Here is a 23,443-nt window from a genome sequence, read left to right on the forward strand (position 1 = left end):
CTTCCGCGCGTAAGTAACCTTTCGCCCACTATTCGATTGACGCGCCTAAGGTCACGCGCAACAATAATTTTTTGTTATTTCAGGAAGGGAACGCCGTTATGGCGCGTATTGATGAGTCCGGGCTGGGTGGTCAAACCCGCGACCGGCCGATCAACGAAAAATTGAGGCGCGTGCTGATGGCCGCGGCCGGAGATGCGAGGATCGACACCATCAGGATTACGTCAGGCGGTCAGCCGGGAACGGGCGGACGCCGAACAGGGTCGCATCGACACGATGACGGCAACGCGGCCGATCTCGAACTCATCAAGAATGGCCGCCCGCTGAACTTCACCATTTCCGACGATCTGGAGGTCGTCAGCCGTTTCGTGACCGCCGCCGCCTCCTATGGCGCGAACGGCATAGGCGCCGGCGTCGGCTATATGGGCCCCACCAAGCTTCATGTCGGCTTCGGAAACTCGCCCCAGGACCACGCGCAACTCGTTTGGGGGGCGGGCGGGGCTTCCGCCAACGCGCCTCCATGGCTGCGGGAAGCGGCGCAGCGCGGCTGGAACAATCCCCGCGCCCCCGGCGACGCGCGGATCGTCGACGAGGCCTGGTCACATTCATTTTCCGAGGGGCATGATATGAGCAACGATCCCGACGTCGAACGCTTCCGCCCGTTTCTCGATTTCATCGCCTTGCACGAAGTCGGGACCACCGGCCCCGCCGGCTATAACATATCTCTGGCGCAAGGGCGTTTTCTGCCCGGCGGCCGCGAACAGGTCCTCGTGACCAAGACGCTCGACGAGATCGACGATCTCCAGAGCTTCATGCGCAGAAGCTCGCCGTCATCGGCGCTCGGGCGCTACCAGTTCGTGCAGACGACCCTGAAAGGGCTTCGCACGCAATTGGGGCTGTCGGGCTCCGAGTTGTTCTCGCAGGACCTTCAGGACCGGCTGGGCGTCGCGCTCGTCAAGCGGCGCGGCCGCAACGTCGCCGGTCTGCGCGCCGAATGGGAAAGCCTGAACAGGGTGGACGCCCAGACAATACTTGCGAAATTTGACGAGGTCGGAACCATGCGTGAAACGCCGTCCGTCGCTTCCGACGATTTGCTCGCGCTTCTATCTCAACTTCTCGCACGACAGGGCTTCGCCGCCGGCTCGGGGAGCGAACTCCCGACGTTGAAGATGGGCGACAGCGGCGACGAGGTCAAACGCCTCCAGGACCTTCTCAACGGCCTGCAATATTATACCGGCGGGACCGACGGCAAATTCGGCAAGCTCACACGCAGCGCCGTCGCCATATTTCAGCTCGACAACAATCTTCCCGTCACCGGCGTCGCCGATGCGAGCACCTGGGCCGCGCTGGTCAACGGAACGGCGCGCCCCCTGCCGGATCAGCGCGTGAGCTTGACGCCGGACGATTTACGGAAGCTTGGCTCCAAGACCGTCCAGAACGCGGACTGGGTTCGCATTCTGGGCTGGATCACCGGCGCGCTCGGCGTGGGCGGCCTCGGCAAGAGCGGCGCATGCGCGCTCGACGCGACGAACGCCGTATGCGGCGCGGCGCCGACGTCGACGACGGCCTCGACTGTCGATACGCTGCTGCAAAGTCTGCAGGCCTTGCGCGCAGTGCCCGGCATCGCCGCGGACCCGAACGTCAATCAATCGCTCGACACGCTCCTGCAAATTCTGCAAAAAGCGGCGCCGGCGAAGCCCGCCGCGCAGACCGCCGCAGGAGGGCTTTTCGACGCGATCCTTCCCTGGGTCAACGCTCTGCTTCCGGCTGGCACAACCGGTTCGCTTGCGGCGCTGGCGATCGGCGCCGCCGTTCATTTCTTCAGCTCGAACATCATCCAGCAACGCGTCAACGATCAGCGCAGCGGCATGAATATCGGTCCAAAAACGATGTGAGTCGATCGAAGATCGCGCTGTGCGCTGGAGCGCTACAGGACGATCTTCACGATTTTCTTCTGTTCTCTGGTCAGGCCCGGCGCCGTCAGCTCGCCCTTGCCCTCGCTCTTCACCTGCTCCGCGGCGACGCGCTCCGACTCCGGAAGCGTCGTCGTCAGATAGGTCGCGACTGTCTTCGCGCGCGTCTCGGAATCCCGCTTCTTTCGATTCGCGGATCCGTTCTCGTCCGTATATCCCTCGATGACCACCCCGCAATGATGCTTGCGCATAAATCCCGCCAGACTGCGCAGCGTCTGCTGATCCTCGGCGGACAGCTTCGACGGATTGTCCAGTTTGACGTCGGAAAGCTGGGGCTTCGCGCCGCTGACCGTCCGGCAGAACGCGAAGGGCTCGACGAGAAAGCCGTCGCCAGACGGCGTGTGTGTTGTTTGCACAGGGGCCGCTTTTCCACCCATCAGAGCGGCCGTGAGCAGCAGCACGAGCGCGTTTTGGTCCATCACGACCTCCCCTTGAAACTGAAGCAGATTATCCGGCGCCTGTCGGAACATGATCCCCGGCGGGCGGCGGCGGGGCCGGCGGAACGACAGGCGGAGGGGCGGGCTGCGGCGCGGCCGGTTGCTGAGCGAAAGGCGGCGTCGATACGGATGGCGGCGCGGCGGGAGACGAAGCCGGTTGCGGAGCGGACGACGCCTTCTTCGTCCAGTCGAGAAGATTATCGTAAATATCGCGATGCAGGCGCAAAGCATTGCCCTGATCGGCGTTGGAGCCGACCATGCCGCAAACATAGCGCTGCGCCCGTTGTCCATTGCGGAACAGGTAGAGCCATAACGGGCTGCCGGCGCCCGCGGTATGAAACCCTCCCGTCCGGAAGAGAAACCGTTCGCTGGCGTCGATGATCCGCACGCCCTCGAACCATTGCATCTCATCCGAGCGTTCGACGGGGTATCCGGAGAGATTGAGCCATTCTCCGACAGGCCTGCCGCCAGGCAGCCAGGCGAGGCCGAAATTGCCGAGGCCCGCCAGGCCGGGGGCGGCGAGCGTGATCGCGCCGTAATCGCATTCCGGATTCGCGTTTTCCCGCCAACCCGTCACGGTGACGAAATCGCTCGATTTGACCCAGCTTCGTCCGGCTGCATTGCCGGCCGGCGCCACTTCGACCGCGACCTCGCGCGCCGCGCCCCGGGAATGATCGTACAGGCAGCGCCCGCTCGTCACGACGAGGCGGGGCGCCGCCAGCCAGCCCGTATAAAAGGCCTTGCTTCCGTCTTCATATGTGACCAGCAAGCGTCGCACCCACGACCAAGGCGCCGCGTCGAGCACAGGACCGTCGACGGGCCCTGCAATGTCGCCGGCTCCGATCAAATCGAAGGATGCGAAGCCGGGGATGGACTCCAGCATGCCGCAACCGTCGCCGGGCGCATCGTCCACGAATTGGGGCTTCTCCGCCTGCGCGGTCGCGCCGCTCCAGACTTCGTGCTCCCTGGAGACAGGCGCGGGAGACGCGGCCGCGTGAGCGTCGCTCGATGTCTTGCTTTCGTTATCTCCCAACATGTCAGCCCCCTATTGCGTAAGGAACGAGGCCAAGCGTCCTACGCTCCTTGTGGAGAGTGGACTGTCTGACGCGCGGATGAGGAGAAGACGCGCCGGCAATCGAATAGCATATGGATAAAGATCCAAGTGTTGAAGGAAGATAGCATCGCGCGCCGCGCACGCGAACGAAAAATTTCAATTGGATTAATTTTCGAGGCGCCGGTCGGGCGCGCGCCAATGGGGAAAAAGGAGATCGGAAGCGCGCGCCGAGACGTTCAGTCTGGAATTCGACTGAGCGTTCAGGAGCAGCGCCTCGCCGAGCAGACCGGCGCTCTCACAAAACAGGTCGCGCAGCTTGAGCCGCGAGCGTTTTCCGGCGGCATGGCGGCCGTCGCGGAAAAGGTTTGCGCCGCGCTCAAGGACGCCGCTTCATTCTCGGCGACGCGGCCAGGGAGACGACCGCGCCCGCGCAAGCGCGCTTTTCGCGCTCGTTGTCATCGGCGCGACGGCGCTCGGGGCCGTCATTCTCGCCGTCATCTGTGGTTTCGCCATGATCGGATGGCAGCGCGCCGAAATCGCCAGCGCGTGCGCAAAGCTCTCCCGACTTCAGGACCGCACACAGGAAGTCGCCGCGGCTGTGGCCGAAATGGAGAAGAAGGGCCGCGAACTCGACGCCAAGGGCGTACGCTTCTGGACAAGCGGTTTTGGTGCGCGAGACAATGACAAAGAAGAGGCGCGCTCCGGGGCGCTCAATCGCCCCGGAGCTTTCCTCGCCAATCAGGTAAACTGGAACTGGTTCTGATTCAGGTTTGAAACAGCGACATTCTTGAGGGTAATTGTGTCCGTCGGACTCGCCGTGATGAGCGTGTCCGCGCCGACCTGTTGCGCCGCGCCGATAAGATGCGCCCAGTCTGTGAAGACCGCGCTGTCGACCTGCATTCGATCCGCTGTCGAAGCCCGCGATCGTATCCTGACCAAAATTCGCCCGGAAAATGAAGACTTCCGACGAACCGGAATCGGTTACGACGTCGTTCCCGGCTCCAAATGCAACCTCATTGCCACTTCCCGAGAGTGTGAGACTCCCCCCCAATTCGAGAGTCACGGCGTTGCCGGAACCATTGACTGTCGCCTTTGAGCCGTCCGCCATGGCGAGCGCGCCATTGGATATGTTCACAATATCGCCCGAACCGCCCTGCCCATTCGTTGAGATCGTGACTTTCGCGCCAGACTAGGCGTTGATCGAATTGCCGTCGTCGACGACATCGACGCTGAGGTTGGCGGCCACGGCGATCGTATTTCCTGACCCGCTGACGATATTGCCGGATCCACCGTTAATCCAAACGCCATCGCCGTTGGCCGAGAGGACATTGTCGTCTCCGTTAACCCCGAGGGCGCTGCCCAAACCCGACGTCACGACGTTCCGGGAACCCAGGACGTCCATTCGCGAATTGCTGAGCAAGCTTGCCGAACCGTTCGATATATTCACAATGTTATTGACCCCGCCGGCTCCATTTCCCCCGATCGTCAATATATCGCCGCTCGACGCATTGATCGTATTGCCGCCGCCGTTAATGCGCACAATGGCGTTCTCGCCATAATTCAGAGTTTGATTGGACGCCGTCACCGCCTGGCCGGCCTGAGAGCCCATATAAGCAAGATGCTCAAGGCTCTCGGCAAGCGCATAAATCATGTCGCCGCGAGTGACGGCGCCATTATCCAACATCGCGGTCCAGTCCGAGCTCTCGGCGGCCGTCGGGTTGCGGCCCATCGAATTTAGATAGAGGCGGGTCACAAAATCCGCATTCGACAAGGATCCATAAGTTTGATCGAATTGGCTGGGATTGGCGATATAGGGCCACCACACCCATTGAGGCGAAACGATATTGTTCGCAAGCCCCGCCTCCGTGCCGCTGCCCTCGACGATCGCCTGATAACCGTTGGATAGCTCAGTCGCCGTCGGGTCCCGGCCGAGGGCCGTTTGATACAAGCGCGTGACCATGTCTTCGGCCTGCTGCTTGTCGACGGTATGGTCGAGCGCGAAAGACGCCGCCGATTGAACGGAATTATTTGTCGCAGCGTGCGCATTTCCGTCGGCAATGTGCTCCGCGTTCTCCGAGATCGCGTTCAGCAAATCCGCGCGTGTAAGCGTCCCTGCATTGAGCTGCTTCACGTAACTTGCCGCTTCCGACGCGGAGGCCGCGCGGCCGAGCGCGTTTGCGTAGACGCGTTCGACGAATTGCAAATTGCTCAATGCGCCATAGCGCGTCGAAAACTCCGTTGCGTTCATCAGATCATTCGCCAATTGATTGGCGTCGAACGCATTTGTCGATGAATTGATATATTTGCCGATCAGCTCTCTTTCGTCGACGAACATATCGCGATCGAAGGCGGCGTCATAGAGCCGCTCCGCCTTCGACAGATATTGCTGTAGAGCGTCCGTCTCGATTCGGATCGTTCCAGAGCTATTCTGGCTGGAATAAACATAGGCGTCGATCTTGTTTTCGTCGATCGTATGCGATGAGGAAGCGAGAGAGTTGCCGTGTGAGTCTGTCGAATTCCAGCTATAGCTTCCCGTGCCGTCGCCGAGTTCCGCCCGCCTCTGCGTGACGCCGGCGGAAGTAGTCATCGTCGTGGTCAGGCCGTCGAAGCTCGTAGTCGTCGTCGCTGTCGCGCCGTCCTTGAAGGTCACCGTGCTGACCTTGATCCCGTCGGCGTCTTCGTTGACGGATATGGTCTTGTCGGTGACCGCGTCGCCGTCGATATCGATCGTCGTCGTCGCCGACTTGCCGTTGGCGCTCGCAGTGAAAACGGATTTTCCCTTCAAGGAACTGTCGGCATAGAGGTCGGTGACCGTGCGCGTCAGGCTGCCATCGGCGTTCAGCGTCGTGACATCCGTCTCCGTCTCAATGGCGTTGCCCAAGCCGTTCAGATTGATCTGAGAGGTCTTCGACAGGCCGTTCGCGCTGAAGGTGGTGACGATCCGGTCCCGAAGCGTGCCGTTGGCGTTCAGGTCTGAAAGCGTGGTGGTCCGGCTGCCGTTGGCGTTGATCTTCTCGACGCTCAACTGGGACCAATCCACGACACCATCACCATTCGTATCGAGCGCTTCGGTCGTCGCCAGCCCATTGGCGCTTGCGAGCGTGACAATTCTGTCACCAAGCGCGCCGCTGCTTTTGGTTTCCCAAACGACTCGGCTCGTCGCGCCGCTCGCCTCCTGACGGCCGCTCTCGAAATGATCATAGGCGCCGTCGCCATTCGAGTCGCGCGTCAGATTTTGGCGCAGGCCGTCCAGACTGGTCGCGGCGGCCTCTTTTTGACGCAAGGAGCCGTCGAGATTCTTGATCGTGATCGTCCCCGCGCTGGCGCCGTCGACGCCAACCGTCGAAATCCCGGTCCGGTCGAAAGTCCCGTCTCCGTTCACATCGAGCTGGTAGGTCGTCTTGAGCGTCGACGCGCTGACATCGATGACCGCCTTGTCGAGCAGACCAGATCCCCCAGATCCGACCCCGGAGCCGCCGCCAGGCAATTGGTCGGTCACGACGCGTGTCGTCGATCCGTCCGCATTATAGGTCGTGACGTCGCTCGACGTCTGGTTGATCGCAGCGGCGCCGTTCGATGCTGTCCATTGCTTCGAGACCGACAGCCCGTCATCGCTCGTCGTCGTGACGATCCGTTCGGAGATTGTCCCAGAGACTGGGCCCATATACTGCGTGAAGGTGTCGACCCGTCCGCCGTCGGCGTTCAGTGTGATGACATCCGTCACCGCCTTGATGACGTCGAGCGATTGATAGGGAACCGGCAACCAATAGCCGACCCATACAAAATTATAGTGCGTCGTCAATTCGCTGAAGTCGGTCTGGCTGGAAAGCCCGTCGCCGCTCACCGTCGACATACGTTTGCTCTTCACCGAACCATCCGTCTGAAGGTTCGACACCGTATCGACCGTGGCGCCGTCCGCCTGAATCTGAACGGCCTCCGTCTGATCGTTCGCGCCGTTGCCGTCGACGTCGCGCGCGATCATCGTCAGGCGCCGATCCCCGCTTACCGTCGTGACGGTCTTGTCGCGCAGGGAGCCGTTGGCGTTGACGTCGGAGACGGTTCGCGTCGCGCCGCCATCGGCGTTCAAGGTTGAAACGTCGGTCGTGGTCGTATCCCATTCCATCGGGAAATGTCCTAGGAGGACTATAAGAATTTGATAGATAATCAAGAGTGAATGAACCAAAAGACGGTGAATACGGAGCGTATCTTACCTCAACCATTCCCATCCCCCAACGAGTTATTTAGTGATTCCCACGTTAGAATCGCCTGCCCAGATCGGAAGAAGCGAAATTATAATGGACAAGGCCATCAACTGAGCGTTTAAGCCAAACATCGTAAGGATGCATGTTTTAAGTTCAAAATTTACATCAACCGGCATGCTTGGAGATAAAACCATAACGCCAATATTTATCATAGTAAATATTGAGGAGATACCAATAAATATCCAAATCAACGGCACGACCGCTTCCCTCACGCCGCTTCCTTCAAGCCCCCTTTTTACTCTATCGAGCTTAATTCTTAAAGCTAATTCGCGCCTATACGACCAGAATCCCGAAATTGAAATTATTGCATAGACTGAGATGAGCGCCTCATACGAGCAAAGTTGCCGATAATCCAATACGCCAATATGAATTGACCTAGAAAACAATGGAATCATATCCAAAATACCGATACAAAATAAGTCAAACATTCCTGTCATCGACAACATCGGAATAAGAATTATGAATAACACCATCGTGCCCTCGAAAAATTTTAACTGAGCAAATTCGTCTTGCACTCTAGCGCCCGCAAACTAGAAATCGATGATCGTACCACAGCAGCAGCTGCCACCTACTCAACGGCACTTCTATATGTATATACGCATTTCAGCACTAGACCTCATGTTCCACTCCTCGGGCCAATCCACCGAAACTGCATTGTAAGAACGCTGCATCTACAGTCAACCTTGTTTCTTGAGATAAACCCCACACCTACTCTAGCCATAAGTATTCACGCAGCAATTTTCCTGTGAACATTATCATTGCGCGGCAAGGATTGCGTCCAGCTCCGCAGCGACCCATTGGCGTTGGTCACGGTGACCGTTTCCGTGCGGCTTCCGTCGCCATTGACCGCTGTCGCGTCGACGGCGGTCGTGTCCCATACGGCGTCGCCATTGTCGTCGAAGCGGTCGGTCCGCGTCAGGCCAATCGCGCTCGTCGCATGGCTGATCTTCGTGATCAGCGCTCCATTGTCGGCGAAATTCGAGATCGTATCGGTCTTCGAGCCGTCCGTCGCCGTGACCAGCGTCTCCGTCTGCTCGAAGTTTCCGCTCGCGTCCATGTCGCGCTGGATGGTCGTCGTCTTGCCATCGGCGCTGACCGTGGTGACGATCCTGTCGAGATTGACGCCGCCCGCGGTCTTGTCGGTCAGCGTCGTCGTCTTCGAGCCGTCGGGATTGGCGACCGTCGTCTCCGTCTGGATGAGGTCGATCACCCCGTCGCCATTCGCGTCCTGCGACAGCGTGCGCGACTTGCCGTCCGCCGAGGTCGCCGAGATCGTCTCGCTCGCCAGCGAGCCGTCGGGATTATAGGCCTTATTGTCGACCGTCACCGCGCCGGCGCCGTCCGTGGACGTCGTCGTGCGCAGCGCATGGCCGCCGGCCTCATAGACGAGCGAGACCGACGCCGCCGTTCCCGTCGTCCCGTTGGTGCGGGTGAAGCTGGTCTGGCCGTCGATCGTCGAGCCGTCGACGAAGGTCTGGCTGGAATTGTCCGCTTTCAGATCGATCGAGGCGACGCCCGCCTGCGCCAGCGTCTGGACGGTCTGCGTCCCGTTGGCGTTGGTGAGGACCAGCTTGAACTGCGAGAACTTGGCGTCGCCTGAGTCGAGCTTGCCGTTGTGGTTGGTGTCGAAGACGTCGAGCAGCGCCTGCATGTCGGAGGCGGCCGTCGGGTCCCATTCGGTGAAGACGATCTCGTTCTTCTGGTTGATGAGGCCGTCATTATTGGCGTCGAAGGCGAGCACCGCGTCGCCTGCCCCCGCCCAGGCGGTGCGATGCTGATAGCCGTCGCCGGCCATGTCGAAATAAATGTTGGACGAGGTCAGCGGGTCGATCTCGATCCCGTCGCCGTCAAGGTCGAGGATGACCGGGCCTTGCCAGAGCTCGAACCAATTTCCGGGATTTCGACTGTCCCACCAATCATTTTCCCAATCCGAAAACAAATCCTGGAACCAAATCTGGTCGAAGCTGACGCCGAAGTCGCCAAAGCCGCCAAAACCGAAATCGCCGAAGCCGGAAAGAAAATCGCCAAAGTCGGAGAAGAAGTTGTCAAACGCGCCAAATGCCTCGAAAGTCATCCGAGAACTTGATAGGCTGTCTCCATCCGTCACGCTACGATACTGTCCGTCGCCTCCCTTTTCGAGGTGCGAGCCGTCGTCCACCTTGTAGAAATATCCGTCCTTTCCTTTCTCGACATGGAAACCCTCCTCCACCTTTGGAGCGGGATTTTCAACCTGGACGGCTTGAGCCTTTCCGGCGACGTCGATGGTGGGCAGACGGGTCGAGCCGTCGGCATCTTTGCCGGGATGATACTGCGACGGCGTGAAGGCGGGGGTTTGGTATTGAATGCCGTAGATCGGCCCCAGCCGCTCGGCCGCAGGGTAGTCGCCATAGTTGAAGGAAATGGAAAAGACGCCATTAGACGCGTCGCCCCATGAATTCGGCGCGCTGGGAAAGCCGCCCGGATCGAGAAAAGCGGGATCGCGCGCGAAGAAGGGGAGATCCCCCATTTGCAGCGTTGAGAAGAGCGTGTCGGCAAGCGCGCCCATGCCTGCGTCGCCCAGAAATCCGCCCCCGACGCCACCCAGAAAAGCGCCGACCGGCCCCCCAAGCGCGCCGCCGGCGAGCGCCCCGCCAATCGCACCGCCCCAGCGGCCGCCAAATTGCGCGCCCGATCTCGCGGCGCCGGCATTGTCGCCCCGCGAAAGCTGCTGAGCGATCTCAACGCCCGTCACGGCGATGTCCACGCCCGCTCCGAAAGCTCCCGCCGCTTTGCCAAGGCTGCGGAACAGATTGTTGCGGTTCAGCGCAGCCCAGTCTTGCGCCAATTGATAGCCGGTCTTGCCAGGCCGCCAGCCTGTCAAAGATCGATAGCCGACCTTGCTTTCGCCCTGGAATTTCTCGCCGCCCAGAATTCCCCATCTATATCCGACAACATCCGCCTGCCGTGCGCCGGTGGTCTCCGACCACGTTTGCAGGCCCCGCCCTTTGTACAGTTCTTCCACCGCCTTTTCGCCGAGACGGCCCACTTCATAGGCGCTCAGATTTCGATCGTAAGGTGCTAGTTTGTTATCGAGCGAAAGCGTGATACCAGCCTTTCCAATTGTAGTTCGCAAAGAATCGGAAAACCCCGATTTCTTCGCATATTGACTGTCGAATTGATACCATTGGACCGTCAGCAACGGATTTGCCTGTAGCGTTCCATATCCCAGCGCCCCGAAAAGATCGCCGATTCCTTGCGCGCCTCTGGCGCTCAAATCGGCGCGCCGCTCCGGAGGGGCGAAGGCGACGCGCACGCCGAGCCGGGACAGAATGTCGTTGTCGAAAATAGACATGGCGCTTCCTTTTTCTTTGTGTCGTCAATCCGTTTTCTACAAGTCTGGAGTCGCGGAATCTGGAGTCACGATCCCCACTATTCCCTCAACACCAATTGCGAGTAGGGCGTGGGCGGCTCCGCGTCGGGATCCGCCCAATAGCTCACCCGCCGGACGAACTCATTGTCGTCGCCCCATTGCCGGAAAAAGTCCTCCGGCCTGCTGCAGGGCAACCATCTGCCTTCAAGGCGCCGTCTGCTGCCTTCGCAGCACATGAATATTTCGTCGGCGATGTAAAGCGGATAGGTATCGCTATATCCGCGATGATGGGGATGAATCCTAAACAGGCAGGGATGGTAATATCCCATCATGTCGCGCGCGCCGCGTATGCCGTCGCCGACGAATAATCCCCATCGCGCATTGGGATTATGCCTGATGATATATTCGCCGGCGAAAACGCTCACGTCATGTACGATATTCATGCCAGCGAAGGCACTGGTCCAGGGCGGATCATATCGTTCGAGCGCGTCAATGGCGTCACCACCCGGCGGTATGAGGTAGCCACCATATCGCAGTAACCAAGCATCAAGTAGCGGGAGCCCTTCTGGCGTCAGCTCCAATGAAACGGCAAACCCGAGAAGAAACCTTCCGAGACATTCCAGCCGCTTGCTTCTCTGGCTCATGAAGAACTCGAAATTCGCCTCTGCTTGCGCGCGTTTCAGTTTCGCCTTTCCACGAAACGGCGGCGCATATTCCGGATAGTCGCGCAGCGCCTCTTGAAGCCTGCGCTTGTCGCGATAGCGCGTGACGAAGCCGAACATGACTGGTCATCGCTCAGGTATTGAACGTTTGAAACTCCAATTAAACGCTGTCGCGGGATATTGGACGATCAGAGTCGTCCCGTAGGAGAATGACCCGAAAGCGGCGCCGGATACCGCGCCACGCGCAAAATCATAACGGTTCATTGCTGGAGTCTCCAAAAACGATCGGATCGTCGCCGTCAGGCAGTCTTGAATCGTGCAAAGCTGATTTCGCTACCCGTATCAGAACGTCTTTCTCCGTCGGCGGCCTATCAAGGCGCATATGAGCGTCCTCTCTACTCCCCGCGATCAGGCCATAGCCGGGCATTAAGACATTACACGCCCAGCCTCGGGGCATGCCGCCCAAATGCGGGCGCATATATCCTTCGATTATCTTTTCTTCCGACACTCATGTCTTATTCAGGCAATCAACGTCTCTACGCGCCAAGCTTAGCAATTCGAGCCCTGCTGTCAATCAGGCGCTTTTAAGAATTCTTCGCGGCGCCGCTCCGGAGGGGCGAAGGCGACGCGCACGCCGAGCCGGGACAGAATGTCGTTGTCGAAAATAGACATGGCGCTTCCTTTTTCTTTGTGTCGTCAATCCGTCTTCTACAAGCCTGGAGTCGCGGAATCTGGAGTCACGATCCCCACTATTCCCTCAACACCAATTGCGAGTAGGGCGTGGGCGGCTCCGCGTCGGGATCCGCCCAATAGCTCACCCGCCGGACGAACTCATTGTCGTCGCCCCATTGCCGGAAAAAGTCCTCCGGCCTGCTGCAGGGCAACCATCTGCCTTCAAGGCGCCGTCTGCTGCCTTCGCAGCAATGAAATATCTGCTCGCCAAGGTAAAGCTGATAGGTATCGCTATATCCGCGATGATGGGGATGAATCCTAAACAGGCAGGGATGGTAATATCCCATCATGTCGCGCGCGCCGCGTATGCCGTCGCCGACGAACAATCCCCATCGCGCATTGTGATTATGCCTGACGATATATTCGCCGGCGAAAACGCTCACGTCATGCACGATATTCAGGCCAGCGAGATCGCCGGTCCAAGCTGAGTCGTAATATTCAAACGCGTAGATGATATCCTGGACTTGCGGCACAAAATAGCCGCCGTATCGCAACAGCCAGACATCGAGCGGCGGGAGCGCTTCGCGCTCCAATCTCACGTCGACGCCAAAGCCTGCTAAAAATCTTTTGAAGTGCGCCAATCTCGTGTTTCGTTGGTCCATGAAGAACTCGAAATTCGCTTCGGCCTGCGCACGTTTCAATTTTCCACCACGAAACGGCGACGTATATTCCGGATAGTCGCGCAGCGTCTCCTGAAGCCTGCGCTTGTCGCGGTAGCGCGTGACGAAGCCGAACATGACTGATCATTCACACGAGGCGAGTTGGCCAAACCGCCGCGCGAATAAGATATTGAGCCTAGCCAAATAATCGCAATTCATTTGCCGCCTCTCAAACGCCGCCTTCAAGGGAGTCTGCAAATTTTCTTCAAGCAACTAGTCTGTCGACTCTGCATTGTAAGAACACGATCCCCACAGTCAAGATTGTTTCTTAAGACAAGTTCCATATTTCCTTTAACCACAAGTATTCACGCAGCAAATTTTTCTTGCTGCATTGTCATTACACGGCAAGAATTTCGTCCAGCGCCGCTGCGTCCCGTTGGCGCCGGTGACGACCAGCCTGAACTGCGAGAATTTCGCGTCGCCCGAGTCGAGCTTGCCGTTGTGATTGGTGTCGAAGACGTCGAGCAGCGCCTGCATGTCGGAGGCGGCCGTCGGGGCTCATTTGGTGAAGACGATTTCGTTCTTCTGGTTGAAGAGCCTGTCATTATTGGCTTCGATTGCGGTTCTATGAGCTTTCCTTTCGATGACGTCGCTCCTTTGGGCCAGCAAAATTCGATCTGCTTTATGGCGAAATTTCCCGACAAACCACCGTGGGACGTCCGGGCATCTTTCTCCATGCGGATTCTAGAGGGTGTTATGTACTTTACCGATTGATTGCATTAATAGAATTGGATGGCTGCGATTCGCAAACCGTATCCGTCTGACGTCAGCGACGAAGAATGGTCGCTTGTTGCGCTGTATTTGACGCTGATGGACGAGAGCGCGCCGCAGCGTCAGCATTCGCTGCGCGAGCTTTTCAACGGCCTGCGTTATGTGCTTCGCTACGGCGTCGCTTGGCGCGCCATGCCCAACGACCTGCCGCCGTGGTCCGCTGTGTATCAGCAGGGACGCCGCTGGATGGCGGCAGGCGTGTTCGAAGCGCTCGCCCAGGATTTGCGTGCGGTGTTGCGACTGGCGGCCGGGCGCAAAGAGGAGCCGACGGCGGCGATCATCGACAGCCGCACTTTGCGCTCGACGCCCGAAAGCGGCCCGCGCGCAGGCTACGACGGCGCCAAGCGCAAACGCGGATCGAAACTCCATATGGCGGTCGACACGCTGGGCCATCTGCTGGCGCTTCATGTCACGCCGGCGAATGTGGACGACCGCGCCGAGGTTGGAAAGCTCGCCGAGGCTGTGCAGCAGGCGACCGGCGAGAGCGTCGAATTGATCTATGTCGACCAGGGATACACGGGGGACAGGGCAGCCGACGCTGCGAAAGCGCAGGGCGTCGAACTGTGCGTCGTCAAACTTTCGGAAGCGAAAAAGGGCTTCGTCCTCCTGCCCAAGCGCTGGGTGGTCGAACGATCTTTTGCATGGGCGACCAGATGCAGGCGGCTCGTCAAAGATTATGAACGATATGCGGAAACCCTTGCAGGCTTTCACATCCTCGCCTTCGCCTGTCTCATGCTCAACCGCGCCGCAGAATTCATGATACAAAGTGCATAACACCCTCTAGATTCGATTGTGGAGACGGATGAGAGCTTCCGCCTCGGGAGAATCGAGGCTCGTCAGTTCGCCGCGAGCGAGAGAACGCACAACGGCCAAAGCATGAGTGCCTCTATTGAGGAGCCCGTACTTCTTCTTCCGTAGATCGCCTGTGAGCGGCAATATAACCGTTTCCCAAATACGATCGTCGATACGATCGACCCCTGCTCGGACACATTCGTTCCAGACGACCGGATTTTTCATGAGATCGCGCGCGATCCACCGCACTTCCTCGACCGTCGGTTTCTTGCCAAATATCCCGTGCTGATCGCCCGGCCGCGTGAAATAGCGATCTTCGAGAAACGCCCGCGCTTCGGGACCATCGACGGATGGAATGGCTCCGCCCGCAACCCACCGGCCCAGGACGAGGGCCAGATACAGCAGGGCGCGATCGCGCACGCCCCATTGCTTTTGGGCGATATGGGCGTCGATCGCCTTCTCAATCTCGGCGTCTTCGGCTTCCGTCGTGTCGCCGTGCACGCCGACGCGCTGCAGCGCAGCCCCTACGGCAGGATTTTCAAGAAGGGCATGCGCGAACTCAATCAGCTCGTCGACGCTCGTCGGATCGAACTTGACCTCCGGCGGGTCCGGCACCTCCCAAGGATCCTCAAAGGCGTCGTCTCTGGAATCGTCTGCATCTGTCATCCCACACCCGCAGAACAATAATTCACGAGGCTTGAATGCTTTGTCTCACGATCCGTGAGGAAGTATCGGGCTGCATTTCCATCTCCTCATAGCAAATCCTTCCCAAAAGCTTACGCGCCGTCAAGCGTTTAATCTCCGTCTTTTCCTTCGATTCAAAGACTTAGAGACGCCCTTCGGAGGTTAACCTCCAGTTCAGGCTTGCTTTTTTAAGCTCGCAAAATTTTCGTTCACGAGGACGCCGGCCCGCCGGCCGGCCGCCATTCCTCTCACGTCGCGTTCGCGACCGCCGCGCCGCCGCGAAGCGGAGTTCCTCGCCCGCCGTTCCCGCGACGGTCGTCGCGTTGGCGTCATGCGTGATGATGCGCGTCGCGTCGACGCCCAGCAGCGAGGCCGCCTTGGAGAGCGTCAGCGCCGGCGCATGGCCCGCAGCGCTCACATTCTCATAGGCGGCGGCAAGCTGCTGGAACAACGCCTCATGCGAGAGATCCTCCTCCGCCTTCGGCGCATAATCCGCATAGAGAACGTTGAGGATGTCGTTCCATTTGCCGAGCCAGGCGATCTGCGCGTCCGAGCCGGCCGGCGCGCGCTCCAGAATTTTCTCGAACATGGGCGCGAGCTCGTGGTTTCCCGTCGGCGTGAATTTGTCGCTCACGACGTCATAGGCGATCCCTTCGAAATACTCGGCGAGCCCGCCCTGCGCCGCGAGCCGCACGGCGATGGCGCGGCTCACCGGAATATACTGGTCCATCAGCGTGTCGACGAGGCCGAGCGTCGGCGTCACCACGCTGGCGTAGCCGGTTCCGTCATGCGCAGGCGCCCCATCGCCGGCGCCCGTGCGATAGTCGAGGAAGCCGGTCGTAGCGTCATAGGTCGCGTAGAGCACGTCGGGACGGAATTCGACTCCGCTCAGCGCCGCGGCGAAGCGGAATTCGTCGACGGAGAGGATCTCGGCGCGATAGGCGCTGCCCTCGGCGGCCTGCGCCTCCGGCAGATTGTCGAGGTCGATCGCGTAATTGCGCAGGTTGAAGGTCGAGGGCCTTCCTTCCTTGAACTGCAGCTCCAGCGCGCGGTCGAGATTCTCCGACCACACATAGAAGCCGCCCTGCGCGTCGGTCACATAGACCGAATATTGCGTCACGACGCCGTCGACGAGATAGGCCGCGACCCGATCGAAAGGCAGCGACGCGAAGCGGTCATAGCCGAAGGACTCGACGCGCCATTCCTCGCCCGCGCCCTGATCATAGGCGCGCAGATCGGCGAGCGTCGGCCGCGCCGCTTGCGAACGCGAAATAATCGTGCGCCGGAACGCGCTTTTCGGCGCCAATTCCGCAATTGATATTATGTGACCAATTCGTCTCGAGCTCTTTTGATGGCGTCGATCGGCGTCATCCCATCCTCGGTGGAAAGCGGCGGCGAATAAATTCTGCGCGGAGTCGGATCCCCTACTCCGCCTTAGTCTCCTGCGAGCCGGAAGAAGCGGCGAGGCGCTTCAACAATTCAGGATCGACCATGCGCGCCACGATCGGATGGATGCGCATGTCGCCCTCCTTCACGACCTGACGGAAATTCGCCAGCACGGCGGAGGCGAGCTTTTGCGAGGGCGCGATCACGTCGAGGAGCCAGGCCTTGTCGCCGCTCGTCCATTCCTCGGGCTTGAGGCGGATCGGGAAGATGCCGGCCTTGATCTCCTCCCGGATTTTCGCGTCGACCGCGTCGGAGACGGTGGCCCAGATCGCCACCGCGACCATCTGCGCCTCATCTTCGCGCCGCTCCGCCTCATCGCTCTGGCCCTTCGCCGGCGCCATCTCTGCGATGACGATTCGCTCGCGCAGCAGAGGCTCGATCACGAGCCCCTGCAGATCGGCCAGCGATTGATGCCGGTAGCGCGGCACGGCCGACATGGCGAGCACGATCTGCCCAACGGTGCGATGAATGCGCTGACGCATCTCCGCGACCTGCTTCGCGACTTTAGCCTTCTGCGCGTCTGAGAGTTGCGCGGGCGCGGCTTTCGGCGCCGCCTGCGGATCGGCGTCGCTTGCCGCCTGCGACGGCGGCGCCTTCTTCGAATCCGCGCCATTCCCCTTCTTAAAAATGTCCGGCGTCATGGCCATGAAATCAGCTCCCGAATAAAATTAGACCGGCTGCTTTTTGCTGCAGATTTCGCCGGTTTGCAACCATGCCAGGCGCATCAAATGCGCCATGATCGCCGCCTGCGAGGCAAACGCTCGGTATGCTTGGACTATTGCCGAACGGGCAAGGCTACGCGACTTCCCTCGACCATATCGCGCCCCGGCGGACGAAGCGAAATCGCGCCGACAGAGAAAATGTCGGAAGAAGGCGCCAACAGGACGCAGAGCAAGAAGACGCGCCAAATTCCATCGAGGAGAGCAGCGCGACCCCTTTCTTCACGACGAGGCGAAGCCATGATCGACACGCTCGACCAGCTCGTGAGTCCTCTTGCGTTCTCAAACCTCGTTCTATAACGAGCGCAGGCCACATTCGACCCTCAACCGACGATCGCCGGCTCAGGCCCTTGTTAGAACAAGGCGATCAGAAGCGCACTTAGCGCTGTGTCAATTCAGTGTCGCCGTCGAGACGCAAAACATTCCGACGCAGGACGTCGCGCTTGGGGCGGGTTGATTGCTTCGATGAGCCTTCTCAAGCGTCAACTTGATTTTCGCACCATTTGCCAGTCGGAGCACGCCAGATGGCAGGTCTCACATCTAATGAGCAAAGAAAGCGGGCTCCGGAGCCGCGGCCGCAATCGTTCTGGAGCGCTTTTCGGCACTCGACATTCACGGTGATCTGAACAGTGACCGTCGTCGCAAATATCGGCGCCTGGATGTACAACGCGGCCTCCGGCTGGCTGATGACGAGCCTGGACGCGAGTCCGCTCACCGTCTCCCTGATACAGGTCGCCTCCAGCCTGCCGATGTTTCTCTTCGCGCTTCCGGCCGGCGCGCTGGCCGATATCGTCGACAAGCGCTGGTTCCTGATCATTGCGGAAATTTTGCTCACCATTGTGGCGGCGGCGAGCGCGGCGCTTGTGCGGCTCAATCTCATCAATCCGCCGCTTCTGTTGCTGTTCACCTTCCTGCTTGGCGTCGGCGCGGCGCTGACGGCGCCGACATGGCAGTCGATCGTCCCCCAGCTCGTCCCGAGAAAGGATCTGGCCACGGCTGTCGCGGCGAATGGCCGGGCGTCCTCAGACCCGCGCGCGTGACGGCGTTGCTCGATTATCTGTGTGAAAGCCTTGCGAAAGAGCCTTGGGCTCGAAAATTGGACAGCGCGGAGGATGGATAACGGTCGTCGTCTCAGAGCTGCGGCAGATGACGAAGCTCGCAATGCTCGAGGGAGCGCGGGCGGCGGCGCGATAAACGGCGCTTAGTCGGGGACCAAACCGATTTTCTCCGCACGCGGTCAGGCTATGGTTCGCTCTTCCGATCGGTCAAGGCGGCAATGGGAACTCAGGAAGAGCCCGTTTTTGAGAGAAAGCGCGCGAAAGGAAATTTACAAAGGCCCGCAATTTTCGCGGCAAGTGTCTGGCGCTCGGGTAGACTGCATATATGCCGACAGCGGGTAATGGGTAATCAGACAAGATCTGCTGAATCACGCCAGAACGCAGATGATGTTCGACGATAAAATCGGGCAGCGCAACAACCCCCAGTCCTTCGATCGCCATGCGGCAAATGGCGTCTCCATTATTGCACACGACGCTGCCGCCGACGCGGACGGACTGCTCGCCTTTCGGCCCGGAAAAGGTCCATGTGTCTCCGGCGCTGGCGTAGGAATAAAGCACGCAGTCGTGTTGCGAGAGTTCGGCTGGAACTTCAGGCCTCCCGTGAGACGAAAGATAGATCGGTGAGGCGCAGACGATATTTTGGGACGCGCCGATCCGGCGGGCAATGAGCGAACTGTCTGTAAGCCGCCCGATCCGGATCGCGAGATCATAGCCTTCTTCCACAATATCCACGAGGCGGTCGTTCAGCACGAGATCAATGCTGACTCGCGGGTATCGGATTTTGAATGCCGCAATCTGGCGCGCCAAATGGGACACGCCGAAGGACATGGGGGCGGATACGCGCAAATGCCCAAGAGGTTCCGTGGCCTGATTGGATATCTCGTTCTCAGCGTCGACGACTGCGACGATTATGTCCCGGCAGCGCTCCAAATAGACAATTCCGGGCTCGGTGAGGCTGACCTTTCGGGTTGTTCGATTGAGCAACCGCACCCCGAGATGCGCTTCGAGGTCCATGACGAGCTTGCTCGCCATCGCGCGGGACAGGCCCAGACGTTCGGACGCCAAAGCGAACTGGCCAGCTTCCGCTACCGCTATGAACGCCTTCATCGATTGTAGCTGATCCATACTGTCTGATATTTTCAGACAATCTGTCTGTAAAGACGCTAATTATCCTCCATCTCGTTTGCCGCAACATTCCAATCCAGTTCTCGGCCCTCGCGGCCGCCCGAAAGGAAAGGATTGGAAGATGACAAACGCTCATGCGACGGCGCTTGCAGCGCTATTGCTTCGATTGAGCCTCGGAGCTCTTTTTCTTGCGCACGGACTTCTTAAGGCATTCGTCTTCACTCTTCCGGGGACCGTGCAGTTCTTCGCGTCGCTCGGCTATCCGGCAGCCTTGGCTTATGTCGTTGTCGCCGCAGAAATTGGCGGCGGCCTCCTGCTGTTATTGGGGCTGTTTACGCGCCCCGTGTCTCTCGCGTTCATTCCGATCCTTGCCGGCGCGTTGCTTGTCCATCTGCCGAATGGTTGGTTGTTTTCCAGCGCAAAAGGCGGCTGGGAGTTCCCTGCGCTCTGGATCATTCTTCTGCTCGTGCAGGCCCTGCTTGGTCCTGGCGCGTTCGCCGTAAGGCTTTCCCGCGACGCAAACGAAACATTCAAGACCGCGTCCGCATAGCGCCAAAGACGGAGACGCAATATGCCCTTTATCGCCATTGTTTATCACAGCGGATATGGCCATACGGCCCGACAGGCCGAGGCCGTCGCAAAAGGCGTTCTTTCAATTCCGAACGCAACAGGAGCGCTCGTCAAAGTCGAGGATATTGACGGGCGCTGGGATGATCTTCAGCGGGCGGACGCGATTATCTTCGGATCGCCGACCTATATGGGCAGCGCGTCAGCGCCTTTTAAGGCGTTCATGGATGCAAGCTCCAGGGTTTGGTCGAAGCAAGGTTGGAAGAACAAATTTGCGGCTGGTTTTACGAACTCCGCTAGTCAAAACGGCGACAAGCTTGGCACGTTGCAACAACTTGCGGTGTTCGCCGCGCAGCATGGCATGATCTGGATCGGTTTGGGTTTGCCGCCCGGCAACAATTCCAGTTCTGGCTCAATTGACGATCTGAATCGACTGGGCAGTTTCCTCGGCGCAATGGCGCAATCAAATGCCGATCAAGGGCCGGAACACGGGCCATCGCCCGCAGACCTGAAGACCGCTGAGCATCTTGGGGGTCGCGTTGCGGAAGCGACCAGGCGGTGGATGCATCAGGGAAATGATGAATGAGGGTTAGGGGCGATCGTCTGGACAGATGCGGAGAGGCCCTTTGCAATCCCTTTGGCGGACCTGACGCAAGCCCAATTTCAACTTTTCGCATGGTCGGCTTTTTGAACGAGCATCCTCCGGCAAGAAGCCGGAGGTCAATTGGCGCTTAGGTTCAAGGGACATAGAACACTTCACGCGCTCGCCTGATTTGCCGTCATTCATAGGAGAGACGCGCGCTTGCAGGACGCCATTCGTCGTTACCGCGCACTCATGGGGATATGAGGAGCGTGAGCTTCTGAAAGCCGCCCCACAGGGTAGGAGAGCTGCTATACGCTGAAGCGTATTTACGCGTTTTATACTTTTAAAGGTATATTCTGCTATATACTGTGAATAGTATATTGATATTTATCCGCTCGAGCGTATATTGCGCGCCTAGAGAGGTGCGCCGTGGATCAGATCGCCCGAACGCCCAAGCAAATCGGAGACGCCATCCGCCGGCAGCGCCGCAAGCTCGGCCTGAACCAGACCAGCATCAGGGACAAGACAAAGCTACGGCAGGCGACCATCTCGGCCGTCGAGAGCGGCGCGGCCGGGACTCAGCTCGGAACGCTTTGCGACATTCTCGCCGCGCTCGATCTCGAATTCGTTATCCGTCCCAGGACGAAGGCGAAGCCGGCTGAAATCGAAGACATCTTTTGATGGCCCGCCCGCGGCGGCATATCCCGCTCAATGTCTTTCTGAACAGCCGTCTCGTCGGGCGGCTGAACAGGCAATCCAGCGGCGCAATCGATTTTCATTACGATCCATCCTGGCTCGCCTGGGAGCATGCGCTGCCCGTTTCGTTGTCTCTGCCTCTGCGCGAGGACCGCTATATCGGTGCGCCTGTCATCGCCGTCTTCGACAATCTCCTGCCCGACAGCGCTCCCATCCGCCGCCGCATGGCGGAGCGAGTCCACGCTCAGGGCATAGACGCCTACGACCTGCTTGCCGCTGTCGGACGGGACTGCGTTGGCGCATTGCAATTCCTGCCGGACGGCATCGAACCCGGCGCCGCCGGCGCTGTTGACGGCAGACCTGTTGACGACAAGGAAATCGCCCGGCTTCTCGGCGACCTTGCATCGGCTCCCCTTGGGCTTGGCGAGGACGAAGACTTCCGGATCTCGATCGCTGGCGCCCAGGAAAAGACCGCACTCTTGTTCTGGAAAGGGCGTTGGCAAAAACCGCTGGCGACGACGGCAACGACGCATATCCTCAAACCGCAGATTGGCCGACTGCCGAACGGCATTGATCTTTCCTACAGCGTCGAGAACGAGTTCTTCTGCCTCAAGCTGACAGCCGCTCTTGGACTTCCGAGCGCCGCCGTCGCGATCGAGGAGTTTGAAGGCAACCATGTGCTCGTGGTCGAGCGGTTCGATCGCCGTTGGACCAGCGACAACCGTCTCCTGCGTTTGCCCCAGGAGGATTGCTGTCAGGCTTTGTCCGTCCCGCCGTCGCTGAAATACGAATCCGAGGGCGGGCCCGGTATTCCAGCCATCCTCAATCTGCTGAAGGGGAGCGACCAACCGCAGGCGGATCAAACGACATTTCTGAAGGCGGTGATTGCTTTCTGGCTTCTTGGCGCCACGGATGGACACGCCAAGAATTTCAGCGTCTTTCTCTCTCCCGGCGGCCGCTTCCGCATGACCCCGCTTTACGATGTGATCTCAGCGCAGCCCAGCCTCGACGCCGGCCAGATCAAGCGTAACAAGATGAAGCTGGCCATGGCCATCGGTGACAGCCGTCACTACGTCGTCGACGGCGTTACGCCTCGCCATTTTGTCCAGACCGCCGCCAAGGCGGGGATTGGCGCGGGACGCGTGACCGCGATCTTTGATGAGCTGCGCGCACAGGCGCCAGCGGCGGTCGAACAGGTCGCCGCGTCGCTCCCGAAAGCATTTCCTGCCGAAGTCGCTGACAGCGTCAGCAATGGGGTCAAGGCTCGTCTGCGCAGGTTGGAGGATGCGTGACGCCAAAGGGGGCGGCGAGGCTTGGCGGCAGCTGCGCGGATCTTGACTTCCTATGCCCACTGATAATAAGCATGCTTATTAATAGCGCGCCTAAGAACTGCAGGCTTATGTCCTCCGCTCCAGACCACACGCTTTGCTTTTTGCTGAACGACGCGGCGCGCCTGCTGCGCAAGCGCTTCGAGCAGAAGGCCCGTAGTTTCGGACTGACCCGGTCGCAATGGCAGGCGCTCGCCTATCTTTCGCGCAATGAGGGGGTGAGCCAGGGCGCGCTCGCGGAATTGCTCGACATCGAGGCGATCACGCTGGGCCGCATTATCGACCGGCTCGAAGTCCAGCAGCTCGTCGAGCGACGCCCCCATGAGCGGGATCGGCGGATCTGGAGGCTTTATCTGCGCGACGCCGCCCGTCCTCTGCTGGAGGCGATCAAGCCGATCGCGGAGGAGACGCGTCAGGAGGCGTTCGCCGGCGTCCCCGAAGCGGATCGGGAGACCTTGATGCGCGCGCTCGACGCAATGCGCCTCAATCTGATCGACGCAAGCGCCGCTCCCGCCCGGGACCGCGAGAGAGCGTGACCGGCCGTCCCGA

The 23,443-nt window shown here is 59.6% G+C and carries 21 protein-coding genes; 9 read left to right on the forward strand and 12 right to left on the reverse strand.

Annotated elements, in window-relative coordinates; genetic code table 11:
- The first annotated feature begins 98 nt into the window (after nt 1–98).
- Entirely contained in the window at nt 99–1,892 is a 1,794-nt protein-coding gene (locus MMG94_RS11160; RefSeq protein WP_193787614.1) for a peptidoglycan-binding protein, read from the forward strand.
- Between the two features lie 32 nt (nt 1,893–1,924).
- On the opposite strand, the gene MMG94_RS11165 is transcribed toward MMG94_RS11160, so the two are convergent.
- The 8 genes from MMG94_RS11165 to MMG94_RS11200 form a co-directional block, all read right to left on the reverse strand.
- A complete protein-coding gene (locus MMG94_RS11165; RefSeq protein ID WP_157212457.1) occupies nt 1,925–2,389 on the reverse strand; it encodes an OmpA family protein in 465 nt (154 codons plus the stop codon).
- A gap of 28 nt (nt 2,390–2,417) precedes the next feature.
- Nucleotides 2,418–3,443 carry a trypsin-like serine peptidase gene (locus tag MMG94_RS11170; protein ID WP_016921411.1) on the reverse strand — a complete coding sequence of 342 codons (1,026 nt, stop codon included), beginning with the start codon at nt 3,441–3,443 and terminating at the stop codon, nt 2,418–2,420.
- A gap of 394 nt (nt 3,444–3,837) precedes the next feature.
- A complete protein-coding gene (locus tag MMG94_RS11175) occupies nt 3,838–4,569 on the reverse strand; it encodes a DUF3060 domain-containing protein (RefSeq protein ID WP_081495726.1) in 732 nt (243 codons plus the stop codon).
- Between the two features lie 81 nt (nt 4,570–4,650).
- Nucleotides 4,651–7,584: a DUF4214 domain-containing protein gene (locus tag MMG94_RS11180; RefSeq protein WP_016921414.1), complete on the reverse strand. Its 2,934-nt coding sequence runs from the start codon at nt 7,582–7,584 to the stop codon at nt 4,651–4,653.
- Between the two features lie 114 nt (nt 7,585–7,698).
- On the reverse strand, nt 7,699–8,238 hold the full coding sequence (locus MMG94_RS11185; RefSeq protein WP_016921415.1) for a hypothetical protein: 540 nt from the start codon (nt 8,236–8,238) through the stop codon (nt 7,699–7,701).
- Between the two features lie 212 nt (nt 8,239–8,450).
- Nucleotides 8,451–11,054, reverse strand: coding sequence for an autotransporter outer membrane beta-barrel domain-containing protein (locus MMG94_RS11190; protein WP_016921416.1), 2,604 nt, complete (start codon nt 11,052–11,054; stop codon nt 8,451–8,453).
- Between the two features lie 77 nt (nt 11,055–11,131).
- Complete coding sequence (locus MMG94_RS11195; RefSeq protein WP_016921417.1) at nt 11,132–11,854, reverse strand: hypothetical protein; 723 nt, start codon at nt 11,852–11,854, stop codon at nt 11,132–11,134.
- A gap of 629 nt (nt 11,855–12,483) precedes the next feature.
- A complete protein-coding gene (locus MMG94_RS11200) occupies nt 12,484–13,203 on the reverse strand; it encodes a hypothetical protein (protein WP_016921419.1) in 720 nt (239 codons plus the stop codon).
- A 183-nt stretch (nt 13,204–13,386) separates the two neighbouring features.
- Between MMG94_RS11200 and MMG94_RS11205 the strand changes: the two genes are divergently transcribed.
- Both MMG94_RS11205 and MMG94_RS11210 read left to right on the forward strand, forming a co-directional pair.
- A complete protein-coding gene (locus MMG94_RS11205) occupies nt 13,387–13,839 on the forward strand; it encodes a hypothetical protein (RefSeq protein WP_154419817.1) in 453 nt (150 codons plus the stop codon).
- Between the two features lie 18 nt (nt 13,840–13,857).
- Nucleotides 13,858–14,670, forward strand: coding sequence for an IS5 family transposase (locus MMG94_RS11210; RefSeq protein ID WP_154419815.1), 813 nt, complete (start codon nt 13,858–13,860; stop codon nt 14,668–14,670).
- A gap of 6 nt (nt 14,671–14,676) precedes the next feature.
- On the opposite strand, the gene MMG94_RS11215 is transcribed toward MMG94_RS11210, so the two are convergent.
- The 3 genes from MMG94_RS11215 to MMG94_RS11225 all read right to left on the reverse strand — a co-directional run bounded on the left by MMG94_RS11215 (nt 14,677) and on the right by MMG94_RS11225 (nt 17,465).
- Nucleotides 14,677–15,354: a hypothetical protein gene (locus MMG94_RS11215; RefSeq protein WP_016920735.1), complete on the reverse strand. Its 678-nt coding sequence runs from the start codon at nt 15,352–15,354 to the stop codon at nt 14,677–14,679.
- 160 nt (nt 15,355–15,514) lie between these two features.
- Entirely contained in the window at nt 15,515–16,678 is a 1,164-nt protein-coding gene (locus tag MMG94_RS11220) for a hypothetical protein (protein WP_016920736.1), read from the reverse strand.
- Nucleotides 16,679–16,796: 118 nt separating this feature from the next.
- Nucleotides 16,797–17,465 (reverse strand): toxin-activating lysine-acyltransferase, encoded by a 669-nt coding sequence (locus MMG94_RS11225; protein ID WP_016920737.1) that lies wholly within the window; start codon nt 17,463–17,465, stop codon nt 16,797–16,799.
- 701 nt (nt 17,466–18,166) lie between these two features.
- Here MMG94_RS11225 and MMG94_RS11230 point away from each other — a divergent pair.
- Nucleotides 18,167–18,577, forward strand: a complete 411-nt coding sequence (locus tag MMG94_RS11230; protein WP_016920738.1) for an MFS transporter — start codon at nt 18,167–18,169, stop codon at nt 18,575–18,577.
- A 225-nt stretch (nt 18,578–18,802) separates the two neighbouring features.
- Here MMG94_RS11230 and MMG94_RS11235 read toward each other — a convergent pair whose 3' ends face one another.
- Entirely contained in the window at nt 18,803–19,720 is a 918-nt protein-coding gene (locus tag MMG94_RS11235) for a LysR family transcriptional regulator (protein ID WP_040579351.1), read from the reverse strand.
- A 121-nt stretch (nt 19,721–19,841) separates the two neighbouring features.
- On the opposite strand from MMG94_RS11235, the gene MMG94_RS11240 reads away from it, so the two are divergent.
- The 5 genes from MMG94_RS11240 (at nt 19,842) to MMG94_RS11260 (ending at nt 23,430) form a co-directional block, all read left to right on the forward strand.
- The gene (locus MMG94_RS11240) at nt 19,842–20,270 is read left to right on the forward strand and encodes a DoxX family protein (RefSeq protein ID WP_051001135.1); all 429 of its coding nucleotides are present in this window, start codon (nt 19,842–19,844) and stop codon (nt 20,268–20,270) included.
- Nucleotides 20,271–20,291: 21 nt separating this feature from the next.
- The gene (locus tag MMG94_RS11245; protein WP_016920741.1) at nt 20,292–20,873 is read left to right on the forward strand and encodes a flavodoxin family protein; all 582 of its coding nucleotides are present in this window, start codon (nt 20,292–20,294) and stop codon (nt 20,871–20,873) included.
- A gap of 426 nt (nt 20,874–21,299) precedes the next feature.
- A complete protein-coding gene (locus MMG94_RS11250; RefSeq protein WP_016920742.1) occupies nt 21,300–21,551 on the forward strand; it encodes a helix-turn-helix domain-containing protein in 252 nt (83 codons plus the stop codon).
- Nucleotides 21,551–22,858 carry a type II toxin-antitoxin system HipA family toxin gene (locus tag MMG94_RS11255; protein ID WP_016920743.1) on the forward strand — a complete coding sequence of 436 codons (1,308 nt, stop codon included), beginning with the start codon at nt 21,551–21,553 and terminating at the stop codon, nt 22,856–22,858. The genes MMG94_RS11250 and MMG94_RS11255 overlap by 1 nt, the downstream gene beginning before the upstream one ends.
- 107 nt (nt 22,859–22,965) lie before the next feature.
- Nucleotides 22,966–23,430: a MarR family winged helix-turn-helix transcriptional regulator gene (locus MMG94_RS11260; protein WP_016920744.1), complete on the forward strand. Its 465-nt coding sequence runs from the start codon at nt 22,966–22,968 to the stop codon at nt 23,428–23,430.
- Nucleotides 23,431–23,443: the final 13 nt, after the last annotated feature.

Origin of the sequence: Methylocystis parvus OBBP (genome assembly GCF_027571405.1) — a bacterium.
In the GTDB taxonomy this organism is placed as follows: domain Bacteria; phylum Pseudomonadota; class Alphaproteobacteria; order Rhizobiales; family Beijerinckiaceae; genus Methylocystis; species Methylocystis parva.

Excerpts from the sequence above, each read along its gene's own strand:
- MMG94_RS11160 (WP_193787614.1), top strand. The coding sequence starts at position 99 with ATGGCGCGTATTGATGAGTCCGGGCTGGGTGGTCAAACCCGCGACCGG.
- MMG94_RS11165 (WP_157212457.1), bottom strand. The coding sequence starts at position 2,389 with ATGGACCAAAACGCGCTCGTGCTGCTGCTCACGGCCGCTCTGATGGGT.
- MMG94_RS11170 (WP_016921411.1), bottom strand. The coding sequence starts at position 3,443 with ATGTTGGGAGATAACGAAAGCAAGACATCGAGCGACGCTCACGCGGCC.
- MMG94_RS11175 (WP_081495726.1), bottom strand. The coding sequence starts at position 4,569 with ATGGCGGACGGCTCAAAGGCGACAGTCAATGGTTCCGGCAACGCCGTG.
- MMG94_RS11180 (WP_016921414.1), bottom strand. The coding sequence starts at position 7,584 with ATGGAATGGGATACGACCACGACCGACGTTTCAACCTTGAACGCCGAT.
- MMG94_RS11190 (WP_016921416.1), bottom strand. The coding sequence starts at position 11,054 with ATGTCTATTTTCGACAACGACATTCTGTCCCGGCTCGGCGTGCGCGTC.
- MMG94_RS11195 (WP_016921417.1), bottom strand. The coding sequence starts at position 11,854 with ATGTTCGGCTTCGTCACGCGCTATCGCGACAAGCGCAGGCTTCAAGAG.
- MMG94_RS11200 (WP_016921419.1), bottom strand. The coding sequence starts at position 13,203 with ATGTTCGGCTTCGTCACGCGCTACCGCGACAAGCGCAGGCTTCAGGAG.
- MMG94_RS11210 (WP_154419815.1), top strand. The coding sequence starts at position 13,858 with ATGGCTGCGATTCGCAAACCGTATCCGTCTGACGTCAGCGACGAAGAA.
- MMG94_RS11215 (WP_016920735.1), bottom strand. The coding sequence starts at position 15,354 with ATGACAGATGCAGACGATTCCAGAGACGACGCCTTTGAGGATCCTTGG.
- MMG94_RS11225 (WP_016920737.1), bottom strand. The coding sequence starts at position 17,465 with ATGGCCATGACGCCGGACATTTTTAAGAAGGGGAATGGCGCGGATTCG.
- MMG94_RS11235 (WP_040579351.1), bottom strand. The coding sequence starts at position 19,720 with ATGGATCAGCTACAATCGATGAAGGCGTTCATAGCGGTAGCGGAAGCT.
- MMG94_RS11240 (WP_051001135.1), top strand. The coding sequence starts at position 19,842 with ATGACAAACGCTCATGCGACGGCGCTTGCAGCGCTATTGCTTCGATTG.
- MMG94_RS11245 (WP_016920741.1), top strand. The coding sequence starts at position 20,292 with ATGCCCTTTATCGCCATTGTTTATCACAGCGGATATGGCCATACGGCC.
- MMG94_RS11255 (WP_016920743.1), top strand. The coding sequence starts at position 21,551 with ATGGCCCGCCCGCGGCGGCATATCCCGCTCAATGTCTTTCTGAACAGC.
- MMG94_RS11260 (WP_016920744.1), top strand. The coding sequence starts at position 22,966 with ATGTCCTCCGCTCCAGACCACACGCTTTGCTTTTTGCTGAACGACGCG.